This window comes from Arthrobacter sp. UNC362MFTsu5.1 (genome assembly GCF_000685965.1).
In the GTDB taxonomy this organism is placed as follows: domain Bacteria; phylum Actinomycetota; class Actinomycetes; order Actinomycetales; family Micrococcaceae; genus Arthrobacter.
This window is the reverse complement of the sequence record NZ_JMLE01000005.1, coordinates 114,186-132,919: the sequence shown is the minus strand read 5'-3', so window position 1 is coordinate 132,919 and position 18,734 is coordinate 114,186. Positions and strand designations below refer to the sequence as shown.

Here is an 18,734-nt window from a genome sequence, read left to right as displayed (position 1 = left end):
GGACGCCATTGCTCAACCGGTAAGCTGGCTGAATGCAGAAACTCCTTGTCACCGGCGGTGCCGGCTTCATCGGTTCCAATTTTGTCCACTACGTTCTTGAGAACACTGATGATCACGTCACTGTCCTGGACAAGCTGACGTACGCAGGCAACCTGGAATCCCTGAGCGGGCTCCCGGAGGAGCGCTTCCGCTTCGTGCAGGGTGACATCTGCGACGCCGCGCTGGTGGACACGCTCGTGGCAGACGCCGACGTCGTGGTCCACTACGCCGCCGAGTCGCACAACGATAACTCCCTGCATGACCCGCGCCCGTTCCTGGACACGAATATCATCGGCACCTACACGCTGATCGAGGCCGCCCGGAAGCACAACAAGCGTTTCCACCACATCTCCACCGACGAGGTCTACGGCGACCTCGAACTCGATGACCCGGAACGGTTCACCGAAGAGACGCCGTACAACCCCTCCAGCCCGTACTCCTCCACGAAGGCCGGCTCCGACCTGCTGGTCCGTGCCTGGGTGCGCTCCTTCGGGCTGCAGGCCACCATCAGCAACTGCTCGAACAACTACGGCCCCTACCAGCACGTGGAGAAGTTCATCCCGCGCCAGATCACCAACGTGATCGACGGGATCCGGCCCAAGCTCTACGGCAAGGGCGAGAACGTCCGCGACTGGATCCACGCCAACGACCACTCCTCGGCCGTGCTCGCCATCATCGCCAAGGGAAAGATCGGCGAGACCTACCTGATCGGCGCTGACGGCGAGAAGAACAACAAGGACGTCGTCGAGCTCATCCTCAAGCACATGGGCCAGTCCCCGGACGCCTACGACCACGTCGTGGACCGTCCCGGCCACGACCTGCGCTACGCCATCGACTCCGCCAAGCTCCGCGACGAGCTCGGCTGGGAACCGAAATTCTCCAACTTCGACGCCGGCATCGAAGACACCATCGCCTGGTACCGCGAGAACGAAAACTGGTGGCGCCCGCAGAAGGCCCAGACCGAAGCCAAGTACAAGGAACAGGGCCAGTAGACGATGTCGATCGAGTTCTCCAAGAAGCTGACCGCGCACGAAACCCCGATCCCCGGCGTCGTCCTCTACGACCTCCCGGTCCACGGTGATAACCGTGGCTGGTTCAAGGAAAACTGGCAGCGGGAGAAGATGGTGGCCCTCGGGCTGCCGGACTTCCGCCCTGTGCAGAACAACATTTCGTTCAACGAAAAAGCCGGCACCACCCGCGGTATCCACGCCGAACCGTGGGACAAATTCATTTCCGTGGCCACGGGCAGGATCTTCGGCGCCTGGGTGGACCTGCGCGAAGGACCGTCCTTCGGGGCTGTCTTCACGGCTGAACTGGACCCGAGCCAGGCCATTTTCATTCCCCGCGGCGTGGGCAACGCCTTCCAGACCCTGGAAGACAACACCGCCTACACCTACCTGGTCAACGACCACTGGTCGGCCGACGCGCAGGGCCAGTACACATTCCTGAACCTCGCGGACGAGACGGCCGCAATCGCCTGGCCCGTCCCGCTGGAGGAGGCTGAGCTTTCCGACAAGGACAAGGCCCACCCCCGCCTCGCGGACGTTGTGCCGATGCCGGCGAAGAAGATCCTCGTGGTCGGTGCCGACGGCCAGCTCGGCAAGGCGCTCCGGGAACTGTACGACGGCGACGCGACCGTTGAGTTCGCCGGCCGTGCCGGCTTCGACCTCGGCAGCGAAGCGTCGTTCACGGAGCGGAACTGGAAGAACTACTCAACGATCATCAACGCCGCGGCCTACACCGCCGTCGACACCGCGGAAACTGCGGAAGGCCGGGCAGCTGCCTGGGCCGTCAACGTTGCCGCCGTTTCACGGCTGGCCCGGACCGCCGTCGAACATGACCTCACCCTGGTGCACGTCTCCTCGGACTACGTCTTTGACGGCGTCCGAGAGAGCCACGACGAAACCGAGCCTTTCACCCCGCTGGGTGTCTACGGCCAGACCAAGGCCGCCGGCGACGCGGTCGTCAGTGTGGTGCCGCGCCACTACATCGTGCGGACCAGCTGGGTCATCGGTGAAGGCAACAACTTCGTCCGCACCATGGCATCCCTGGCTGGCCGCGGCATCGAACCGTCCGTGGTCAACGACCAGATCGGCCGGCTCAGCTTCACCGAAGACATCGCCGCAGGTATCCAGCACCTCCTGGAATCCGGCGCCGACTACGGCACCTACAACCTGAGCAACGACGGCGAACCGCAGTCCTGGGCCGACATCGCCGCGGACGTTTATGAGCTCTCGGGACAACCGCGCACCGCTGTTACCGGTGTCAGCACGGAAGACTACTTCAAAGGCAAGGCGGCCGCGCCCCGGCCGCTGAACAGCGTGCTGGACCTGACCAAGATCAAGAACTCGGGTTTCAAGCCGAGGCCTTCCCAGGACGTTCTGGAGACGTACCTCGGCCGGCGGACGGCCGCGGAATAGCGGTCCGATCCATGCGCTTCGATTCGACTACCTTCGGTGTGGTCGCCCTGGCGGCCTACCAGCCGGACTGGGAACTGTTCAGGACCCAGCTTCGATCCATCCAGAACCAGACGCATTCGCAGTTCCAATGCCTCATTTCGGCGGACGGCGGCTTTGCCGAAGTTCGTGACTTCGTGGACCGGGAACTCGGCGGCGACGAGCGGTTCCGGGTACTCGGGTTCGAGGACAGGCTGGGGTTCTACGGCAACTTCGAACGCGTCCTGCAGCACGTTCCGGCCGAAGCGGCGTGGATCGCGTTGTCGGACCAGGACGACTCCTGGTATCCGTCGAAGATTGAATCGATGCTCCCGCGTTTGAACGAGGTCAGCCTCGTGGCCGGGCAGGCACGCGTTGTCCGCTTGCCCGGCAACGAGGTGGTGACCGAATCAACGCAGCGCCAGAATGTCGGTCTCGATGCGCTTCTTGCCCAGAACCAGGTGACAGGAAGCCTTTGCGTCTTCCGCCGGGATCTTCTTGACCTGGCGTTGCCGTTTCCCCGTTTGAACACCATCTCGCAGGTACACGACCATTGGCTGGCCGTCTGCGCCAAGGCAACCGGCGGTGCGCTCGTCGTCGAAGACGTTGTCCAGGACTATGTCCAGCACGGCGGCAATGTCCTCGGCGAAGTCGGCGGCAGGAAGAGCATCGCCAAATCCTTCGAACATGTCACTGCGCTGTCCCGGAAATTCCAGGGCAGCAGCAGCCCGCTCGCCTTGCTCAGGACGGCCAACGACCTGAGCTTCGGATGGCGCCGGGTCATGGCTGACGCCCTGCGGGAACGGGTTGCTGCGGGCACTCCCGGACTGGAAGGTGGCGTGGCTGTTTTTGAAACAGGCCACGGGTGGGTGCCTACTGCGCGTGCGCTTGTCTCCGGCCTTCGCAGCGGCGACATTGCCCTGCCGTGCTTCGTTGAGTTTGTGGCCGGCGTTCCGGTTGAGCTTTTCACCAAGGGGCGCCGGAAGTAGCTGCCGGCCTAGTGTGGCTGTTCCGCGGTGGGGACCGGCGGCTGGACCAGGTGCTTGAGGCTGTCGCGGACCACCATGATCTGGTAGCCGGCGACGACGAGTTCGGCCAGGCCGACCGCCCAGGCGACGCCGGGGGCGCCGTAGAAGATGCCGAGGACGAACATCATCGGAACGTTGAAGGCTGCGCCGATGGCTGTCGATTTAGCCAGGGCGGCTCCCTTGCCGAGCGGAATGAGGCAGGCGAGGCCCACTACCTGGGCAACAATGACGCCGGCGAGGATCAATCCAAAGGGGATGCTGAGGCTGTAGTCGATAGTGATGACTCCGCCGGAGAACAGCGGGCTCGCCCAGGGGGTGAGGAGCGCGAGGAGGACTCCGGCAAACAGGCCGACGATCGGGGCAATCCTGGCCACGGTCCGGATCCGGTGGGAGCTTCTCGCCGGTCCGGCCTCCGGGATCCACCCCTGAATCACCTGGAGGATGGGACCGAACCCGGCGACAGCAAAGCGGAAAAGCTTGTCTGCCAGGGCGTATTGGGGGAGCGCGGCAGCAACCACCTGGCCCACCGCGAGCAGCGGCAGGTTGCTGTTGAGGCTTCCCGTGCCTGCCGCGATCACGCCGTATTTCTGGTCGCGGAGGCGTTTCATGGCCGGAACGACGCGAAGATCCGCCTTCACCGGATGCCCTGCGCGTGAGAGTGCGCCGCCGGCGCCAATGACGACTGCCAGCAGGTTAAAGACCAGCAGTGCAAGCACAAAAACCACCGGCTGCGGGAAGAACTGGATCAGCACAACGCCCGCCACGATACCGAGCCCCTGGGGGAGCACGTCACAGAGGAACAGCTTCCACGGTTTTGCCTGGCCGATGAAGAACCACGAGGCACCGACGAACGGCAGAACGTAGGCCACTGACGCCAGGGCTGCTACCGGAGGATCGATTTTGCCCATCAGCAGCATCACGAAGTACATCACGGGCGCGGCGAACAGGAAGAGATAAGCCCTGCTGACCAGGGAGTCGAGGAACATTTGCGGGCGCTCCCGCTCAGGCAGTGAGGCCACCAGGGCGGCTCCGACGGTTCCCCAGCCGAAGGCGACGGCGATCCCGAAAATTGCTGCCGTGGCCTGGGCCAATGCCAGTTCGCCCCAGGTCTCCTTGCCCAACGTGGAAATAACGAACGGGATGGCGAGGAGATTGATGACGGTAGAGAACACGAGCGATGTTGCGAAACCGCCAAAACGGCGGAACAAAGCGGGTGCAGCTTTCGAAGCCACGCGAGATCTCCGATCCTATGGGTCCAGGCATGTGGCCCATGCGAGTCGGCTTTAGGCCAGTTTGAATCCTACCCCGCGTGTTGCGGCGGCCAGGAACCGTGCCGCACCAACTTCCCGTCCTAGTACGAGATGTTTTTGCAGCCCAGCAGCGAGTTGCCGGTGGTGAACGGTGAGGCCGCGATGGCATAAGTGCAGATCCGGTAATTGCCGCGCTGGCTGATTGCTTTCTTTGCCGTGTAGCCATGGTTGCCGCTGATCCCGAGAATCTGGTTCACGTCCGGCCGAGGCTGGTTGGCCATCACCGCGAAGTTGGTGGTGCTTCCGTCCGGTGCTGTGACATAGGTGTGAACGCTCAGGGACTCAGTTGGCACGTCGCGGTCCACGGTCCAGCCTGCAGCAACGACTGATGCAACGCCATTAGCCGTTTCGATTCCCACCGAATCCAGGTATCCGATCGGGCTGGCGCTGAAGCCGGCGTCAATATAGCTGCAGCCGAGGAGCGGGTTGCCGGGGGAGACCGGGCTGAGTGCTATGGCGTAGGTGCACACCCGGTACTTGCCGGGAGCTTTGATGGGGAGGTCGGCTTCATAGCCGTGGTCGCCCGGCACACCGAGAATCCTGTTGACGTCAGCGCGGGGCTTTGTCGCCGTGAACTCGTGCAGCGTGCTGGTGCCGTCGGGTGCCAGGACGTAGGCGTGCACCGGGATCTGCGCGGACGTGTTGCCGTAGTCGATCGCCCAACCGCGGACGCTGAGAGCTGCCTGGGTGCTGGTCTTCTTAACGCTGACCGAATCCAAGGTTCCTACGGGCGTCGTGCCCGGAGCGATGCTAATGGACCGGCAGCCAAGTTCCGAGTGGAGGTAGAGCCCGATCGCATAGGCGCAGAGCTTGTAATTGCCGGCCTTCTTGATGTCGATATTGGTTTCGAAGCCGTGGTTGGAGCCGACTGACCAGATCCGGTCCACATCCGGCCGCGAGGTATTTGCGGGGATCTTGTAGAGCGTGCTGCTCCCGTCCGGGCTGTAGAGGTAGGCGTGGACTTCGGCGGTAACCGAGGGACGGCTCATATCCACGGCCCAGCCGCGCACTTTGATTGATTCCTTGTCCGGAGACCGCTGTTCGGACACTTCGTCCAGGCTGCCGATAGGTGGTTCGGCGCCGTCCACCGTGAGCGACTTGCAGCCTATGCCAGGGTTGATGAACTTGCCGATGGCGTAGACACAGATGGTGTATTTTCCGGACACGTTAATCGGAATCTGGTTGTCGAAGCCGTGATAGTCGCCCAGCCCCAGGACCTTGTTGACGTCGGGCCGGTACGTTGTTGCCGGGAACTCATGCAGGGTCTTCGTCCCGTTCGGTGCCGTTACGTAGGCATGCACTTCCGTGGTGGCGCCTGGCAATGCCCGGTCCAGTGCCCACCCCCGAATCTTGAGGGCGGTGGTGGTGCCGGTGCGTTCGATGGTTGCCGTGTCGAACGAGCCTTGCGGCCGCGTGCCCGTGAACAGTGAAAGGGAAGCGTAGTCGCCGTTCCAGACGTTCGAATCGCCGGCGAAGGGTCCTGTGCTGCTGTACTGCCACATGCTGTACGTGTCCCAGCTGGACGGAACCGGTCCGGCGTCGTTCGTGGCGGAGCTCGGGTAGGCGGCGATCCACAGCGGATAATCGCCGAAGCCGGCGGCGTCCGCCGTGCACTGTTTCCACCAGGATGTATTGGTGTAAATCATGGGGAGGCGGCCGGTCATGGCCAGCATGGTGTTGCCGAAGTCCCGCACCCAGCTGGTCAGCTGCGCCGGTGACATTCCGTAGCACGTGTTGCCAAAGTAGAACCCGTTGATGGTCCGGCCCTCATAAGGGTTGAATTCGAAATCCAGGACGGGAGGGAGGGTATAGCCGTCGGGGCTCCAGCCGCCACCGTTCTGCACAAAGTAGCGGGCCTGGTCCGCCCCCGAGGACCAGTTGGGGATGGCGAAGTGATAGGCGCCGCGGATCATGCCGACGTTCCGCGAGCCGTCGTACTGGGAGCTGTAGGAGGGGTTGGTGTAGTAATTGCCTTCGGATGCTTTGACGTAGGCGAACCTGACCCCCATGTTCCATTGCTGCAGCCAGTCAACGCTTGACTGGTAGGCGCTGACGTCCAGTCCCTTGACGCCGAACGTCGGGGACCAGGTGCCCTGGGTTTCGAGTGACTGCGTCGTCAATGACTTCGTGCCCTGCAACAGTTTGGCGGAGGCCGTGACGCGTGCGGACCGCTGGCCCATCTCGGCTCCTCCGGGACCGACAGCCGTCGCCATCGCTGCCCGGCCGGCGTCGGAGTTCGGGTCCGGGACGGGGGCGGCCACGGTCGGTTCTGCCGTGGTGGCCGGTTTGGCGACGGGAGCGGTCTGGGCAGTCGGGGCGGGCGCCGGTGCCTGCGTCCCGACCGGCGCTGGAGCGGGAGATGATGTCGGAGGGACCGATGGTGCCGGAGTCGGCGATGCGGTTTCCGTAGGAGTGGCCGAGGTTGCCGTCGGTGCCGGTTCAACGGCATTGGCCGGAACGGCAAGGCCCGGACCCGTCAGCAAGGCCATAGCAAGCAGTAGCGACCCCAACCGGATGCAATGGTTGGGTGGGAAGGGTTCTGGGTTCCGCTTCATTTTTCGCTCCGGAATAATGACATGCCCCGAAGAACAGGTCACTAGGTCGCATCTACAGCTGAATCCCGCAGGAATAACCGAACTGTGAGATATGTCTGACTTAACGCGCCTACCATAACACCAGTGTGCATGGAGCGACTAGTGGTTCTGGTGTTACCAATGTGAATCAGAATTCACTCGAATTTTCGCTTTATCCACAGCTTTGCCGATGTGACTTGGCTGACATGTGCAAGTCCCATAGCGTTAACGCAGTTGTACTGCCTCAGTCGGGGGCGGCAGTCGTATTGGGGAACTCATGGATGCTGTTCGAATTGTGGAGGACGAGGTCCGCGAACTGATTCGGCGCCGAGGCCTGGACCCGCTTCGGCAGGCCGGCGAGGTCAGGCGCCTGGTCGAAGCGGCGGTCAGCGACTACGACGAGCGTGCGCTCATGGGACCGCTTCCTCCGATCGGCCCCCTGGAGACAGCCCGCCGGCACGTGTACGACGCCGTTGCTGGTTTCGGCGCGTTGCAGCCACTGCTGGATGACCCCGCCATCGAAGAAATATGGATCAACGCACCCAGTGAAATCTACGTGGCGCGGAACGGCGAATCTGAACTCACATCCCTGAGTCTCTCGGATCAGCAGGTTCGGGACCTGGTGGAACGCATGCTGAAAAGCTCTGGCCGCCGGCTCGATATGTCTTCGCCGTTCGTGGATGCGGCCCTCCCGGACGGGTCCCGGCTCCACGTTGTCATCCCGGACGTTACGAGGCGCCACTGGGCGGTCAACATCCGAAAGTTTGTGGTCAAGGCAAGCCGGCTCGACCACCTCGTGGAGCTCGGCACCCTCACGCCCCAATCGGCCCGGTTCCTGGGTGCCGCGGTAGCCAGCGGGCTCAACATCCTGGTGTCGGGGGCGACGCAGGCCGGGAAGACCACCATGCTGAACTGCCTGGCTGCCAGCATCGGGGCGCGCGAGCGAGTCATCACGGTGGAGGAAATCTTCGAACTGCAGTTTCCCTTGCGTGATGTTGTGGGCTTGCAGTGCCGCCAGCCGAACCTTGAGGGCGAAGGAGAGATCCCGCTGCGCAGGCTTGTCAAGGAAGCGCTAAGGATGCGGCCGGACCGCCTGGTGGTGGGCGAAGTCCGCGAGGCGGAAAGCCTGGATATGCTCATCGCGCTCAACTCCGGCCTTCCCGGCATGTGTACTGTGCATGCGAACTCGGCGCACGACGCCGTTACCAAGCTGTGCACTCTTCCGCTGCTGGCCGGTGACAACATCTCCAGTGCGTTCGTAGTGCCGACGGTCGCCTCATGCATTGATCTGGTGGTCCACTGCAGCCGCCACGCGAGCGGCCGCCGCCAGGTGACAGAGATCCTCTCCCTCGGCAGACGGGTTGAGAACGGCATCATCGAGTCGTCGATGGTCTTCTCAATGGCCGACGGCCAGCTGCAGCCCAGAGCCAACTCCATGCCCGCCGTCGAGAAGTTCGCCGCTGCGGGCTTCGACGTTGCGGCACTGCTGGAGGTCCGCTGATGGCCCCCGTGCTGGGGGTGGTTCTCGGTGCAGGTTTGTTCCTCATCTGGTGGTCAGCATGGGAACAGCCGCAGACCGCCAAACGGCCTCCCCGCTCCAGCCGGCTCCAGGACCTGCTGCGGGCAGCGGGCATTGAAAACGTCTCCGGTCCCGGATTGGTAGCTACGTGCCTTGGCCTCGGGGCATTCGTGAGTCTGGTGTTCTTCGCCGTGACCAGGTCCTGGCCCATCTCCGCCTGCTTCGGCCTGTTTGGCGGATGGCTTCCGATGGCAGTTGTCAGGTGGCGGGCCCGCAAGCGTACGGCGACGCTGCGCCAGCTCTGGCCCGATGTTGTTGACCACCTTCGCTCCGCAATCAGGGCAGGGTTGTCCCTGCCGGAGGCGCTGATCCAATTGGGCGACAAGGGTCCTGAGGAACTGCGGCACGTCTTTCGTGATTTTGGATCCGACTACCGCGCCGGCGGCCAGTTCGATCCGGCACTCAACAGGCTCAAAGAACGGCTTGCGGATCCCGTCGCCGATCGGATTGTCGAAGCCCTGAGGCTCACGCGCGAAGTGGGCGGCTCCGACCTCGGCCGGCTGTTGGGAACCCTGGGCGAATTCCTGCGGGAAAGCGCACGGACCAGAAGCGAGCTCGAAGCCCGGCAGTCCTGGACGGTGAATGCCGCCCGGCTCGCAGTGGCTGCTCCGTGGATTGTCATGGTCCTCCTGGCCACCAGACCCGAAGCGGTCGCCGCATACAACACGGCGATGGGGGCTGCGGTGCTCCTCGGCGGACTGGTCGTGTCTGCCATCTGCTACTCCGTCATGCTGCGCATCGGGGCCCTTCCCGAAGACGAGCGGGTGCTCCGATGACGTCGCCCGCAGCCGCTGCCGTGATCTGCGGCCTCCTTCTCGGAGCCGGACTCTGGCTTCTGGTGGTCCGGCTGCCGTTCATGCGGCCCATGAGCTTTGCGGAACGCATTGAACCGCAACTCAAGTCCCAGAACCTGGAGTCCCGGCTGCTTATGGCCCCTGCGGGCAACCTCACGCCTTTCGGTCCGCTCGAACGCATCCTGCGCCCGATGCTCAAGGACGCGCACGCGTTCCTCGGGCGGTTCAACCTGGGGTCTTCGGCGTTGAGCCGCAGGTTGGCGCAGGCCGGAATCCGAAAGTCTGTTGTCGACTTCAGGGCAGAGCAGCTGCTGTGGGCTGTCCTGGCGTTCGTCGTTGCCACGGGCCTGGTGTTGGTCGGAGCGGCCGCAGGACAGTTCAATCCGTTCCTCGCCGTCGTGGCCGTCCTCGGCAGCGGCCTTGGCGGATTCCTGTTCAGGGACTACTGGCTTGGCGCCCAGATCAGCAGGCGGGAAAAGCGGATGATGGCCGAGTTCCCTAGCCTCGCCGAGCTGATGGCGCTTGCCGTCAGCGCAGGGGAAAGTGCCTCGGGCGCCCTGGACAGGGTCTGCAGGACATCACACGGCGAACTCGCCGCGGAATTTGAGCTGGTTCTTGGGGAAACCCGGGCCGGAAAACCGCTCGTCGAAGCGTTGCAGCGGTTCTCGGCGCGGACCGACCTGGGGCCCTTGGTGCGATTCGTCGACGGGATCATCGTGGCAGTGGAGCGGGGGACACCCCTTGCTGACGTCCTCAGGGCCCAGGCGCAGGATGTTCGCGACACCGCCAAGCGTGAGCTGATGGAATCGGCCGGAAAGAAGGAGATCGCCATGATGGTCCCGCTGGTCTTTGGCGTCCTCCCGTTGACGGTCATCTTTGCCGTGTTTCCCGGCCTCGCCGCCATCAGCATCGGCCTATGACTGAACCTGGATCACCCGGACACCTCGATCACCCGGACCGCCGGAAACGAACTCCAGCCCGAACCCACAGCCCGAACCCACAGAATGGAACCTCGATGAAGCACATAGGAATCCGCGCCCTGGCAGTCATCCTCCCCATCGTCCTGCTGCTCCGGACAACGGCGGAGTTCGTCGGGAACAGCCGCCGCGGTCCGGCCCGGACCGCGGACCACCCGGAACGAGGCGACGTGCCGGGCTGGGTAATGATCACCCTGATGTCGGCCGTGCTCGTAGCTGCCCTGCTGGCCCTGGCCGGACCTGCCCTCGAGGGGCTGTTCAACCAGGCCATGGACAAGGTCGGAAACTAGCAGATGCCTCCGGCGGTCCCGGCGGCGGACGATCAGGCTTGCCGGACATCGGGGAACCCGGCTGAGCGCGGAGCCATGTCCCCGCGGGAACGGGGTTCCGCGGTGGTGGACTTCGTACTGGTCGGCGGGCTACTCACGATGTTCTTCCTGGCAATCATCCAGCTGACGCTGGTGCTGCATGTCCGCAACACCCTGATCGACGCCGCCGCCTCCGGAGCCAGATACGGCACGCTGGCCGACCGGAACGCGGCCGACGCGGGGGACCGCACCACCGAGCTCATCGGAATGGCGCTCAACGCCGACTTCGCTCAGGACGTGACCACCTCGGAGGTCACTTATCAGGGAATCCGCGCCCTCGAAGTCACGGTCAGGGCGCCGTTGCCGGTGATCGGGTTGATCGGTCCCCGGGAGGCTCTGGAGGTGAAAGGCCATGCTGCCATCCAGCCGTAAGATCGCGGCCAGGCTTTCCCGGGCCGGCAGCGGGGAAGCCTTGGCCCGGAGCGGGGAGGCCGCCTCTGACGAGCGCGGAAGCGCCGTCGTCGAATTCACGTTCCTTGCCCTGCTCCTGATGGTGCCCCTCGTGTATTTCATCATCACCGTCGGGCAGATCCAGGGCGGCGCCTTCGCTGTGGTCGGCGCGGCGGACCAGGCCGCCAAGGTGTACGTTGCCCAGCCCGACGCGGAGAGCGGCCGTCTTGCAGCCGAGCAGGCAGTCATGCTCGCCCTCGCGGACTACGGACATCCGGCGGACAACGCGAGCATGGACGCGAGCTGCCAGCCCTCGGACTGCCTCGCCCCGGGGTCGGCCGTCACCATTACCGTCCACCTCACGGTGCCGCTGCCTTTTGTACCGTTTAGCGATTCGATGCGGCTCAACGCGAGCAGGCTGGACGCCTCCGCCACCCAGATTGTGGGGCGATTCCGATAACGTCCCAACACCGTGACACTGAACCACGCCGGGAAGAGGGGCAGATGATGGTCCTGATCATCGGCTACGTGTTCCTGGCGCTTCTGGTGACCACCGTAGTCATGGCGGCATCCTCGCTCTACCTTGAACACAAGAAGCTGCTGTCCGCGGCTGACGGGGCATCGGTGGCAGCGGCCGACAGCTACACGCTTGGCCAGGTCGAGACAGGCGCCGGCAGCCCGTCCGCGGTCCTCAACGGCGGGCGCGTGCGCAGCGTCGCCGCTGACTACCTCAGCCGGAACGGCGCCTTTGCCAGGTTCGACGGGCTCGCCGTGGCGCCGGAGACCGGGAGCCCGGACGGATCCACCGCCGTCGTTGTGCTGAGCGCCGAGGTGCATCCTCCGATCGTGAACTTCCTCATTCCGGACGGAATCAGGATTGAGGCCACCTCCACAGCACGCTCCCGGCTGGTCCGGTAGTGCCGCTGAGCCGGTGCCGGGCGGCTAGGAACCATAGCGTAGGCTTTAACAACCATGGCTCAAATAGATTTTTCCGCAGAAATCCGCGCTTTGCGCGCCACCTACACCTCCATCGAAAACGTCTCGAATGTTGAGGAGCTGAAGGAAGACATCGCTGAACTGAGCGAGCGCGCAGGCGAGCCCAACCTCTGGGACGACCCGGCGGCGGCGCAGAAGATCACCTCCAGGCTCTCCCACCGGCAGAGCGAGCTCGAACGCCTCAACAAGCTCGTTGCCCGGATTGACGACCTGGAGGTCCTGGTGGAACTCGGCCAGGACGAGGACGACGCGGCTTCCATGGGCGAGGCCGCGGCCGAGCTCGAGTCCATCCGGAAGTCCCTGAAGGACCTTGAAGTGGTGACGCTGCTGTCCGGCGAGTTCGACGAACGCGAGGCAGTGGTCACGATCCGTGCCGGCGCCGGCGGCGTGGATGCCGCGGACTTCGCCGAGATGCTGCTGCGGATGTACCTGCGCTGGGCGGAACGCCACGGCTACCCGACGACGATTATGGACACCTCCTACGCCGAGGAAGCCGGGCTCAAGTCCGCCACGTTCGAGGTCAACGCACCCTATGCTTACGGCACACTGAGCGTCGAGGCCGGTACCCACCGCCTGGTGCGGATCAGCCCCTTCGACAACCAGGGCCGCCGCCAGACGTCGTTCGCGGCCGTGGAAGTTATTCCGCTGATCGAGCAGACGGACTCCATCGAGATCCCGGACAACGAAATCCGCGTGGACGTCTTCCGGTCCTCCGGCCCCGGCGGCCAGTCAGTCAACACCACTGACTCGGCGGTGCGCCTGACGCACATCCCCACCGGCACCGTGGTCTCGATGCAGAACGAGAAGTCCCAGCTGCAGAACCGTGCGGCGGCCCTGCGCGTGCTGCAGTCCCGGCTCCTGCTGCTCAAGAAGGAGCAGGAAGACGCGGAGAAGAAGGCGTTCGCGGGCGACGTCAAGGCCTCGTGGGGTGACCAGATGCGTTCCTACGTCCTGAACCCGTACCAGATGGTCAAGGACCTCCGCACCGAGCACGAAGTGGGCAACACCTCTGCAGTGTTCGACGGCGAAATCGACGACTTCATCGATGCCGGCATCCGCTGGCGGACAGATAACCGCAACGCCGCCGACTAGGCCCTGGACCGGCGGGGCTCTCCATTCGGTGGCTGAAATCCTGCGACACGCCAGGTAACTCCAGCTTTTCTGCAGGTGCCGGTGCGTATAGTCGAGGAGCCGGAGCTCTACTTCCCCCAAAAGAAAGCCCGTGCACCGGCTGCAGTACTGGGCTCCATAAGCCATGTCCTGCAGGGTTCTTAGGGCAATGATCCGTTTCGAGAATGTCACCAAGGTCTACGACCAGACAGCCCGGCCTGCGCTGGACTCTGTCAACCTTGAAATTGACCGTGGTGAGTTTGCGTTCCTTGTGGGCGCCTCCGGTTCCGGCAAATCAACTTTCCTCCGACTGGTGCTGAAGGAAGACCGGGCCACTTCCGGCGCTGTCTACGTTGCCGGCCAGAACGTGGCGAACATTTCAAGCTGGCGCGTTCCGCGGCTGCGCCGTGGGATCGGCGTCGTGTTCCAGGACTTCCGGCTCCTCCCGCAAAAGAACGTCTTCGCGAACGTTGCCTTCGCCATGCAGGTCATCGGCAAGAGCCGCAGCATCATCCGGGACACAGTTCCCGAAGTCCTCAAGACGGTGGGCCTGGAAGGCAAAGAGCACCGCATGCCGCACGAACTCTCCGGCGGTGAGCAGCAGCGTGTCGCGATCGCCCGTGCCGTGGTCAACCGCCCGGGGATCCTCCTGGCGGATGAGCCCACCGGAAACCTTGACCCCACGACGTCGATGGGAATTATGGGCGTCCTGGACAAGATCAACCAGAACGGCACCACAGTGGTGATGGCAACGCACGACGACGACATCGTCAACGAGATGCGCAAACGTGTGGTTGAACTCCGGAACGGTATCGTCATTCGCGACGAAGCCCGGGCACTGTACACATCGATGATGCCGGTGGTGGGGCAGTCCCGCCGGTTCAAGGACGCCAGCGGACGCCCGGACGGGTCTGCAGCGGACCCGGGTGACGGGGTCGCTTCCACCCAGTCGGGGGAGGAGCTGTGAGGCTGGCTTTCATCCTCAGCGAGATCGGCAGCGGCCTGAGGCGCAATCTGTCCATGGTAGTCTCGGTCATCCTGGTGACCTTTGTGTCGCTGACCTTCGTCGGTGCCGCCGGCATGCTGCAGCTCCAGATCAACCAGATGAAGGGCTACTGGTACGACAAGGTCCAGGTGGCCATCTTCCTCTGCGGTGACGGATCGACGGCGGCCGGCTGCGCCACCGGGACGGCGACGCCGGAGCAGCAGGAAAACCTGCGCACCCTGCTGGAATCACCCGCTGTGGCCCAGTACATCAACGACTTCCAGTTTGAGTCCAAGGACGACGCCTACAAGCACTTCAAGGAGCAGTTCTCCAACTCGCCGATCGTTGACTCGGTGACCCCGGACCAGCTGCCCGCCTCCTTCCGGATCAACATGAAGGATCCGGAAAAGTACCAGATCATCAGCGAGACGTTCTCCTCCCAGCCCGGCGTCGAGACGGTCATCGACCAGCGCCAGGTCCTGGAACGGCTCTTCTCGGTGATGAACGCGGCTTCCCTGGTCGCAGTCATCATCGCCGGCGTGATGATCGTCTGCGCCATCCTGCTCATCGCCACCACCATCCGGCTGTCCGCGTTCAGCCGGCGCCGGGAGACCGGGATCATGCGGCTGGTGGGCGCCTCCAAGACCGTGATTCAGCTGCCGTTCATCCTCGAAGGCGTGATCGCCGCCGTGATCGGCGCGGCGCTGGCCTCGGGCACGCTCTGGGCCGTGGCCCATTTCTTCCTCGGCGAATACATGTCAAAGCAGTATCCGGACACGGCGTTCATCTCTCCTGCGCAGACCCTGATTCTGGCTCCGGCGCTGCTCGGCCTGGGCGCAACTTTGGCGGGAATTTCGTCTCTCTTGACCTTACGTAGATATTTGCGGGTCTAGGCTGTGCATACCAACGAAGGAATGACCATGACAGATCTGGACCGCAAGGCCCGCCGGCACCGGACCGCGGGACGGGGAAGCCGCATCATCAGCGCTGCCCTGGCACTGCTCCTGGCCGCGAGCCTGGGCGCCTCGACCCCTGTGGCCTTCGCGGACGAACTGGAAGACAAACAGGCGGCGCTGGAAGCCGAAGCGGCCCGCGTTCAGCAGTCCCTTGAATTCGTGGATGCCAAGATAGCCAAGGCAGCCGGCGACCTGGTGATCTACCAGGGCCAGCTCCCGGCCGCACAGCAGGCACTGCTTGAGGCGCAGGGCCGGGTGGCGAGTGCAGTCAAGGAAGTCGAGGCACTGGCTGCCCGGGTGGACCTGGCGCAGCAGAACAAGGCCAAGATCACGCAGCAGCTCGAGACCGACAAAAAGAAGATCGCCGACACCAAGAAACTCATCGGCCAGATCGCCACGCAGGCCTACAAGTCCGGCGGCGTGCCCTCGAACCTCACGCTCTTCTTCGGCTCCAAGGGCGGCGGCAGCCTGACCGACACCATGGACCTGGCGGACCAGGCCATGCGTAGCCAGAACTCCGCCATGGACAAGCTGTCCCAGCAGAACGCAACGAACGTTAATTCGGAGGCGCGCCTGCAGGCCGTTGAGGCGGAGATCAAGGACCTCAAGGCCAAGGCGGATGCCGCGCTGGCCCGGGAAAAGGCCGCCCGGGATGAAGCCGCCGCCAAGAAGGAACAGGTGGACAAGCTGATTGCTGACACCACCCGCATCAACAACGAACTCCAGGCGGCCAAGCCTGGCATCCAGAGCCAGCTCTCCAAGGTGCAGGCAGCCCAGGATGCGGTGGCCGCGGAAATCGTCGAACGTGACCGGAAACTGCGCGAAGCGTGGGAGGCCGAGCAGCGCCGCATCGCCGAAGCCGCGGCCGCGGCGGCCAGGGCAGCCGGCCAGGCGGCCCAGCCCTACGTTCCGCAGGTCGGACCGCCTTCGGCCTTCGGCCTTCGGCATCCGTTCTCGGCCGACGTCCCCATCACCTCCGGTTTCGGCTGGCGTGCGACGCCGCCCGGCACGGTCGACTTCTACGGTTCCGGCGGCTACATGCACACCGGTATCGACTTTGGCGCCAGCTGCGGGACCCCGGTCTACGCCCCGGCGGCAGGCACTATCGTATCGGCGGGGTGGAGCAACGACGGCGGCGGCAACAACGTGAAGATCTCGCACGGCGTCGTCCAGGGCAACTCGCTGACCACCATCTATTACCACAACAGCAGCGTGGTGGTCTCGTTGGGGCAGCAGGTCAGCCAGGGTCAGCTCATCGCGTATTCGGGTACAACCGGCAACTCAACCGGCTGCCACTCACACTTCGAGACCTGGCTCAACGGCCAGGCCGTCGATCCGATGATCCTGCTCTGACGGGCAGGCGCTGCGGCTGCCGTAGAATTAAATAGCCCCCGAGCCTCAAGGGCGGGGGCAACCATCCAGACCAAGAGCTGAGGAGTTCCACCGTGCCGAAAGAAAGTGGCCGTAAGGTAGTGGCCACCAACCGGAAGGCCCGGCATGACTACCATGTCCTCGACACCTACGAGGCGGGCATTGCCTTGATGGGGACAGAGGTTAAGTCCCTTCGCGAGGGCCACGCGTCCATGGTTGACGGGTTCTGCACGTTCTACAACGACGAGCTGTGGATGGAGGGAATCCATATCCCCGAATACAACCAGGGGAGTTGGACGAACCACTCCGCCCGCAGACGGCGCAAACTGTTGTTGCATCGCGAGGAACTGACCAAGATTTCGCACAAGGTCCGTGAATCAGGCTTCACTATCGTGCCGCTCCAGCTGTACTTCCTGGACGGCAAAGCGAAGGTGGAGATCGGCGTCGCCCGCGGTAAGAAGGAATACGACAAGCGGCAGACGCTCCGCGAGCAGCAGGACAAGCGCGAAGCTCTGCGCGTCATGCGGGAAAAGAACCGCAGCTGAACCTTGCTGCGGAGCGGGCTGCGCACGTCGGGGAATGATTCCGGGCGGCAGTGCGTTATGATTGGTAGTCCGGGAAGGAACGGCGCGGAGTCCGCAAGGAGTCCGCAAGGAACCTGACCGGTTTGGTAACAAAATACGGGGATGATCGGTTTCGACGATGTTAGTCGCGACAGGTGAAGCGGGCCGAGGATGCAGAATTATCTCGTAAACGCTGTCTGCAAAACAATAAGTGCCAAACAAACGCGCACTGACTTCGCTCTCGCTGCCTAAGCAGTAAGACAGTCCGTCAGCCCGGGATTGCTATCGTCCCGGATCCTGGCGTCATTAAGATAGCCACTGCTGTTTACCTTCGTCATTGGGGTGAACGGGACTCTTAAATGACTGGGCCCGGATCAGCTACTCGTTTGCAGGATAGCTGGGGCCGAGAAAATCCGACGCAAACTGCGCCCGGAGAAGCCCTGACAACACGACATCGGACGGGGGTTCAATTCCCCCCATCTCCACCATCGGGACCGCGGCAACGCGGTCCCACCCCGTGCAAAAGGCCGGAAGCGGAAGCTTCCGGCCTTTTGTTTTCGGCACCGATCTGGCATTCTCCAGCGGCCGTCCGCGGCCCCGGGTCAGCGCTTCTTGATATGCGCGACTGGGTCCACGTGGGTGTCCAGCTCATGCTTGGACTTCTTTTCGGCCCTCTTTTGCTTGATGGACTTGTCCGACTTCTTGGTAACCTGCCGGTGCGGCGATTTGTCAGGCATGTCGCCCTCCCTAACATCGGGGCCCTCGAATAGGCCCCGTGCTTGTAAGGTACGCCTGTTTTGCTCCGAATGTAACTGGTCAGGAACCCGGCACTTCAACGTCGACGATGCCCACGAACCGGCTCCCGATGCCCTCGTATTCGCTGCGGACCAGACCCGGCAGAACCGGGGGCAGGTCCGACGCCGCGTGGTGGACGCAGCAGACGTACGTGAACGGCGGCCACCATTTCTTGGGCCGGGCGGCTTCCGAGAAGCCGCAGACGGCGCAGGTCAGCTGGACCCAGACTGGCCGCTTGCCGGTCCGGTTTGCCTTGGACTGGACAAGCCAGGCCGGGGGATTGTCCAGGAGTTCGGAAAGCTCGGCGTCGGAAAGCCTGGCGGGGATACCGTGACGGTGTGCCATTTCCAGCGGGATGTCGAGGATCTGAGCTGCTTCACGTCGCGTAACCATCGTTTAACGATACGGGATGCGGAGCAGCTCCACGTTCACGACGGCGGGACAACGGTGCCGGGGCCGGGTCTC

At 63.8% G+C, this 18,734-nt stretch carries 19 protein-coding genes and 1 other RNA gene; 16 read left to right on the top strand and 4 right to left on the bottom strand.

Annotated features, from left to right (window positions below; translation table 11 throughout):
• Window positions 1-32: 32 nt before the first annotated feature.
• The 3 genes from rfbB to BS38_RS24580 are packed head-to-tail and all read left to right on the top strand — an operon-like array spanning window position 33 to window position 3,463.
• Window positions 33-1,031, top strand: coding sequence for a dTDP-glucose 4,6-dehydratase (rfbB, locus tag BS38_RS0107070; protein WP_028270164.1), 999 nt, complete (start codon window positions 33-35; stop codon window positions 1,029-1,031).
• Window positions 1,032-1,034: 3 nt separating this feature from the next.
• On the top strand, window positions 1,035-2,459 hold the full coding sequence (locus BS38_RS0107065) for a sugar nucleotide-binding protein (RefSeq protein WP_028270163.1): 1,425 nt from the start codon (window positions 1,035-1,037) through the stop codon (window positions 2,457-2,459).
• Window positions 2,460-2,470: 11 nt separating this feature from the next.
• A complete protein-coding gene (locus BS38_RS24580) occupies window positions 2,471-3,463 on the top strand; it encodes a glycosyltransferase (RefSeq protein ID WP_051628769.1) in 993 nt (330 codons plus the stop codon).
• A gap of 8 nt (window positions 3,464-3,471) precedes the next feature.
• On the opposite strand, the gene BS38_RS0107055 is transcribed toward BS38_RS24580, so the two are convergent.
• Both BS38_RS0107055 and BS38_RS0107050 read right to left on the bottom strand, forming a co-directional pair.
• A complete protein-coding gene (locus BS38_RS0107055; RefSeq protein WP_156037077.1) occupies window positions 3,472-4,734 on the bottom strand; it encodes a lipopolysaccharide biosynthesis protein in 1,263 nt (420 codons plus the stop codon).
• Window positions 4,735-4,853: 119 nt separating this feature from the next.
• Entirely contained in the window at window positions 4,854-7,073 is a 2,220-nt protein-coding gene (locus tag BS38_RS0107050) for a lysozyme (RefSeq protein ID WP_442853336.1), read from the bottom strand.
• Window positions 7,074-7,662: 589 nt separating this feature from the next.
• Here BS38_RS0107050 and BS38_RS0107045 point away from each other — a divergent pair.
• The 13 genes from BS38_RS0107045 to ssrA all read left to right on the top strand — a co-directional run bounded on the left by BS38_RS0107045 (window position 7,663) and on the right by ssrA (window position 17,962).
• Window positions 7,663-8,886 carry a CpaF family protein gene (locus BS38_RS0107045; protein WP_028270160.1) on the top strand — a complete coding sequence of 408 codons (1,224 nt, stop codon included), beginning with the start codon at window positions 7,663-7,665 and terminating at the stop codon, window positions 8,884-8,886.
• A complete protein-coding gene (locus tag BS38_RS0107040; protein ID WP_028270159.1) occupies window positions 8,886-9,740 on the top strand; it encodes a type II secretion system F family protein in 855 nt (284 codons plus the stop codon). Before BS38_RS0107045 ends, BS38_RS0107040 begins: the two co-directional genes overlap by 1 nt.
• Window positions 9,737-10,678: a type II secretion system F family protein gene (locus BS38_RS0107035; RefSeq protein WP_028270158.1), complete on the top strand. Its 942-nt coding sequence runs from the start codon at window positions 9,737-9,739 to the stop codon at window positions 10,676-10,678. Before BS38_RS0107040 ends, BS38_RS0107035 begins: the two co-directional genes overlap by 4 nt.
• A 95-nt stretch (window positions 10,679-10,773) precedes the next feature.
• Window positions 10,774-11,025: a hypothetical protein gene (locus BS38_RS0107030; protein ID WP_028270157.1), complete on the top strand. Its 252-nt coding sequence runs from the start codon at window positions 10,774-10,776 to the stop codon at window positions 11,023-11,025.
• A 75-nt stretch (window positions 11,026-11,100) separates the two neighbouring features.
• Window positions 11,101-11,475 carry a TadE family protein gene (locus tag BS38_RS0107025; protein ID WP_043437952.1) on the top strand — a complete coding sequence of 125 codons (375 nt, stop codon included), beginning with the start codon at window positions 11,101-11,103 and terminating at the stop codon, window positions 11,473-11,475.
• Complete coding sequence (locus tag BS38_RS0107020) at window positions 11,456-11,953, top strand: hypothetical protein (RefSeq protein ID WP_028270155.1); 498 nt, start codon at window positions 11,456-11,458, stop codon at window positions 11,951-11,953. The genes BS38_RS0107025 and BS38_RS0107020 overlap by 20 nt, the downstream gene beginning before the upstream one ends.
• 44 nt (window positions 11,954-11,997) lie before the next feature.
• Window positions 11,998-12,411 (top strand): pilus assembly protein TadG-related protein, encoded by a 414-nt coding sequence (locus tag BS38_RS0107015; RefSeq protein ID WP_028270154.1) that lies wholly within the window; start codon window positions 11,998-12,000, stop codon window positions 12,409-12,411.
• Between the two features lie 54 nt (window positions 12,412-12,465).
• Window positions 12,466-13,581, top strand: a complete 1,116-nt coding sequence (gene prfB / locus BS38_RS0107010) for a peptide chain release factor 2 (protein WP_028270153.1) — start codon at window positions 12,466-12,468, stop codon at window positions 13,579-13,581.
• A gap of 187 nt (window positions 13,582-13,768) precedes the next feature.
• Window positions 13,769-14,566 carry a cell division ATP-binding protein FtsE gene (ftsE, locus tag BS38_RS0107005; protein WP_028270152.1) on the top strand — a complete coding sequence of 266 codons (798 nt, stop codon included), beginning with the start codon at window positions 13,769-13,771 and terminating at the stop codon, window positions 14,564-14,566.
• Complete coding sequence (ftsX, locus tag BS38_RS0107000; protein ID WP_028270151.1) at window positions 14,563-15,477, top strand: permease-like cell division protein FtsX; 915 nt, start codon at window positions 14,563-14,565, stop codon at window positions 15,475-15,477. The genes ftsE and ftsX overlap by 4 nt, the downstream gene beginning before the upstream one ends.
• A gap of 27 nt (window positions 15,478-15,504) precedes the next feature.
• Window positions 15,505-16,893: a M23 family metallopeptidase gene (locus tag BS38_RS0106995; RefSeq protein ID WP_028270150.1), complete on the top strand. Its 1,389-nt coding sequence runs from the start codon at window positions 15,505-15,507 to the stop codon at window positions 16,891-16,893.
• A 92-nt stretch (window positions 16,894-16,985) separates the two neighbouring features.
• Window positions 16,986-17,456: an SsrA-binding protein SmpB gene (smpB, locus tag BS38_RS0106990; protein WP_028270149.1), complete on the top strand. Its 471-nt coding sequence runs from the start codon at window positions 16,986-16,988 to the stop codon at window positions 17,454-17,456.
• A 137-nt stretch (window positions 17,457-17,593) separates the two neighbouring features.
• Window positions 17,594-17,962, top strand: a transfer-messenger RNA (tmRNA) gene (ssrA, locus tag BS38_RS26660).
• A gap of 114 nt (window positions 17,963-18,076) precedes the next feature.
• On the opposite strand, the gene BS38_RS27815 is transcribed toward ssrA, so the two are convergent.
• Both BS38_RS27815 and BS38_RS0106980 read right to left on the bottom strand, forming a co-directional pair.
• A complete protein-coding gene (locus BS38_RS27815; RefSeq protein WP_268760395.1) occupies window positions 18,077-18,211 on the bottom strand; it encodes a hypothetical protein in 135 nt (44 codons plus the stop codon).
• A 79-nt stretch (window positions 18,212-18,290) separates the two neighbouring features.
• Window positions 18,291-18,662 (bottom strand): hypothetical protein, encoded by a 372-nt coding sequence (locus tag BS38_RS0106980; protein ID WP_028270148.1) that lies wholly within the window; start codon window positions 18,660-18,662, stop codon window positions 18,291-18,293.
• Window positions 18,663-18,734: the final 72 nt, after the last annotated feature.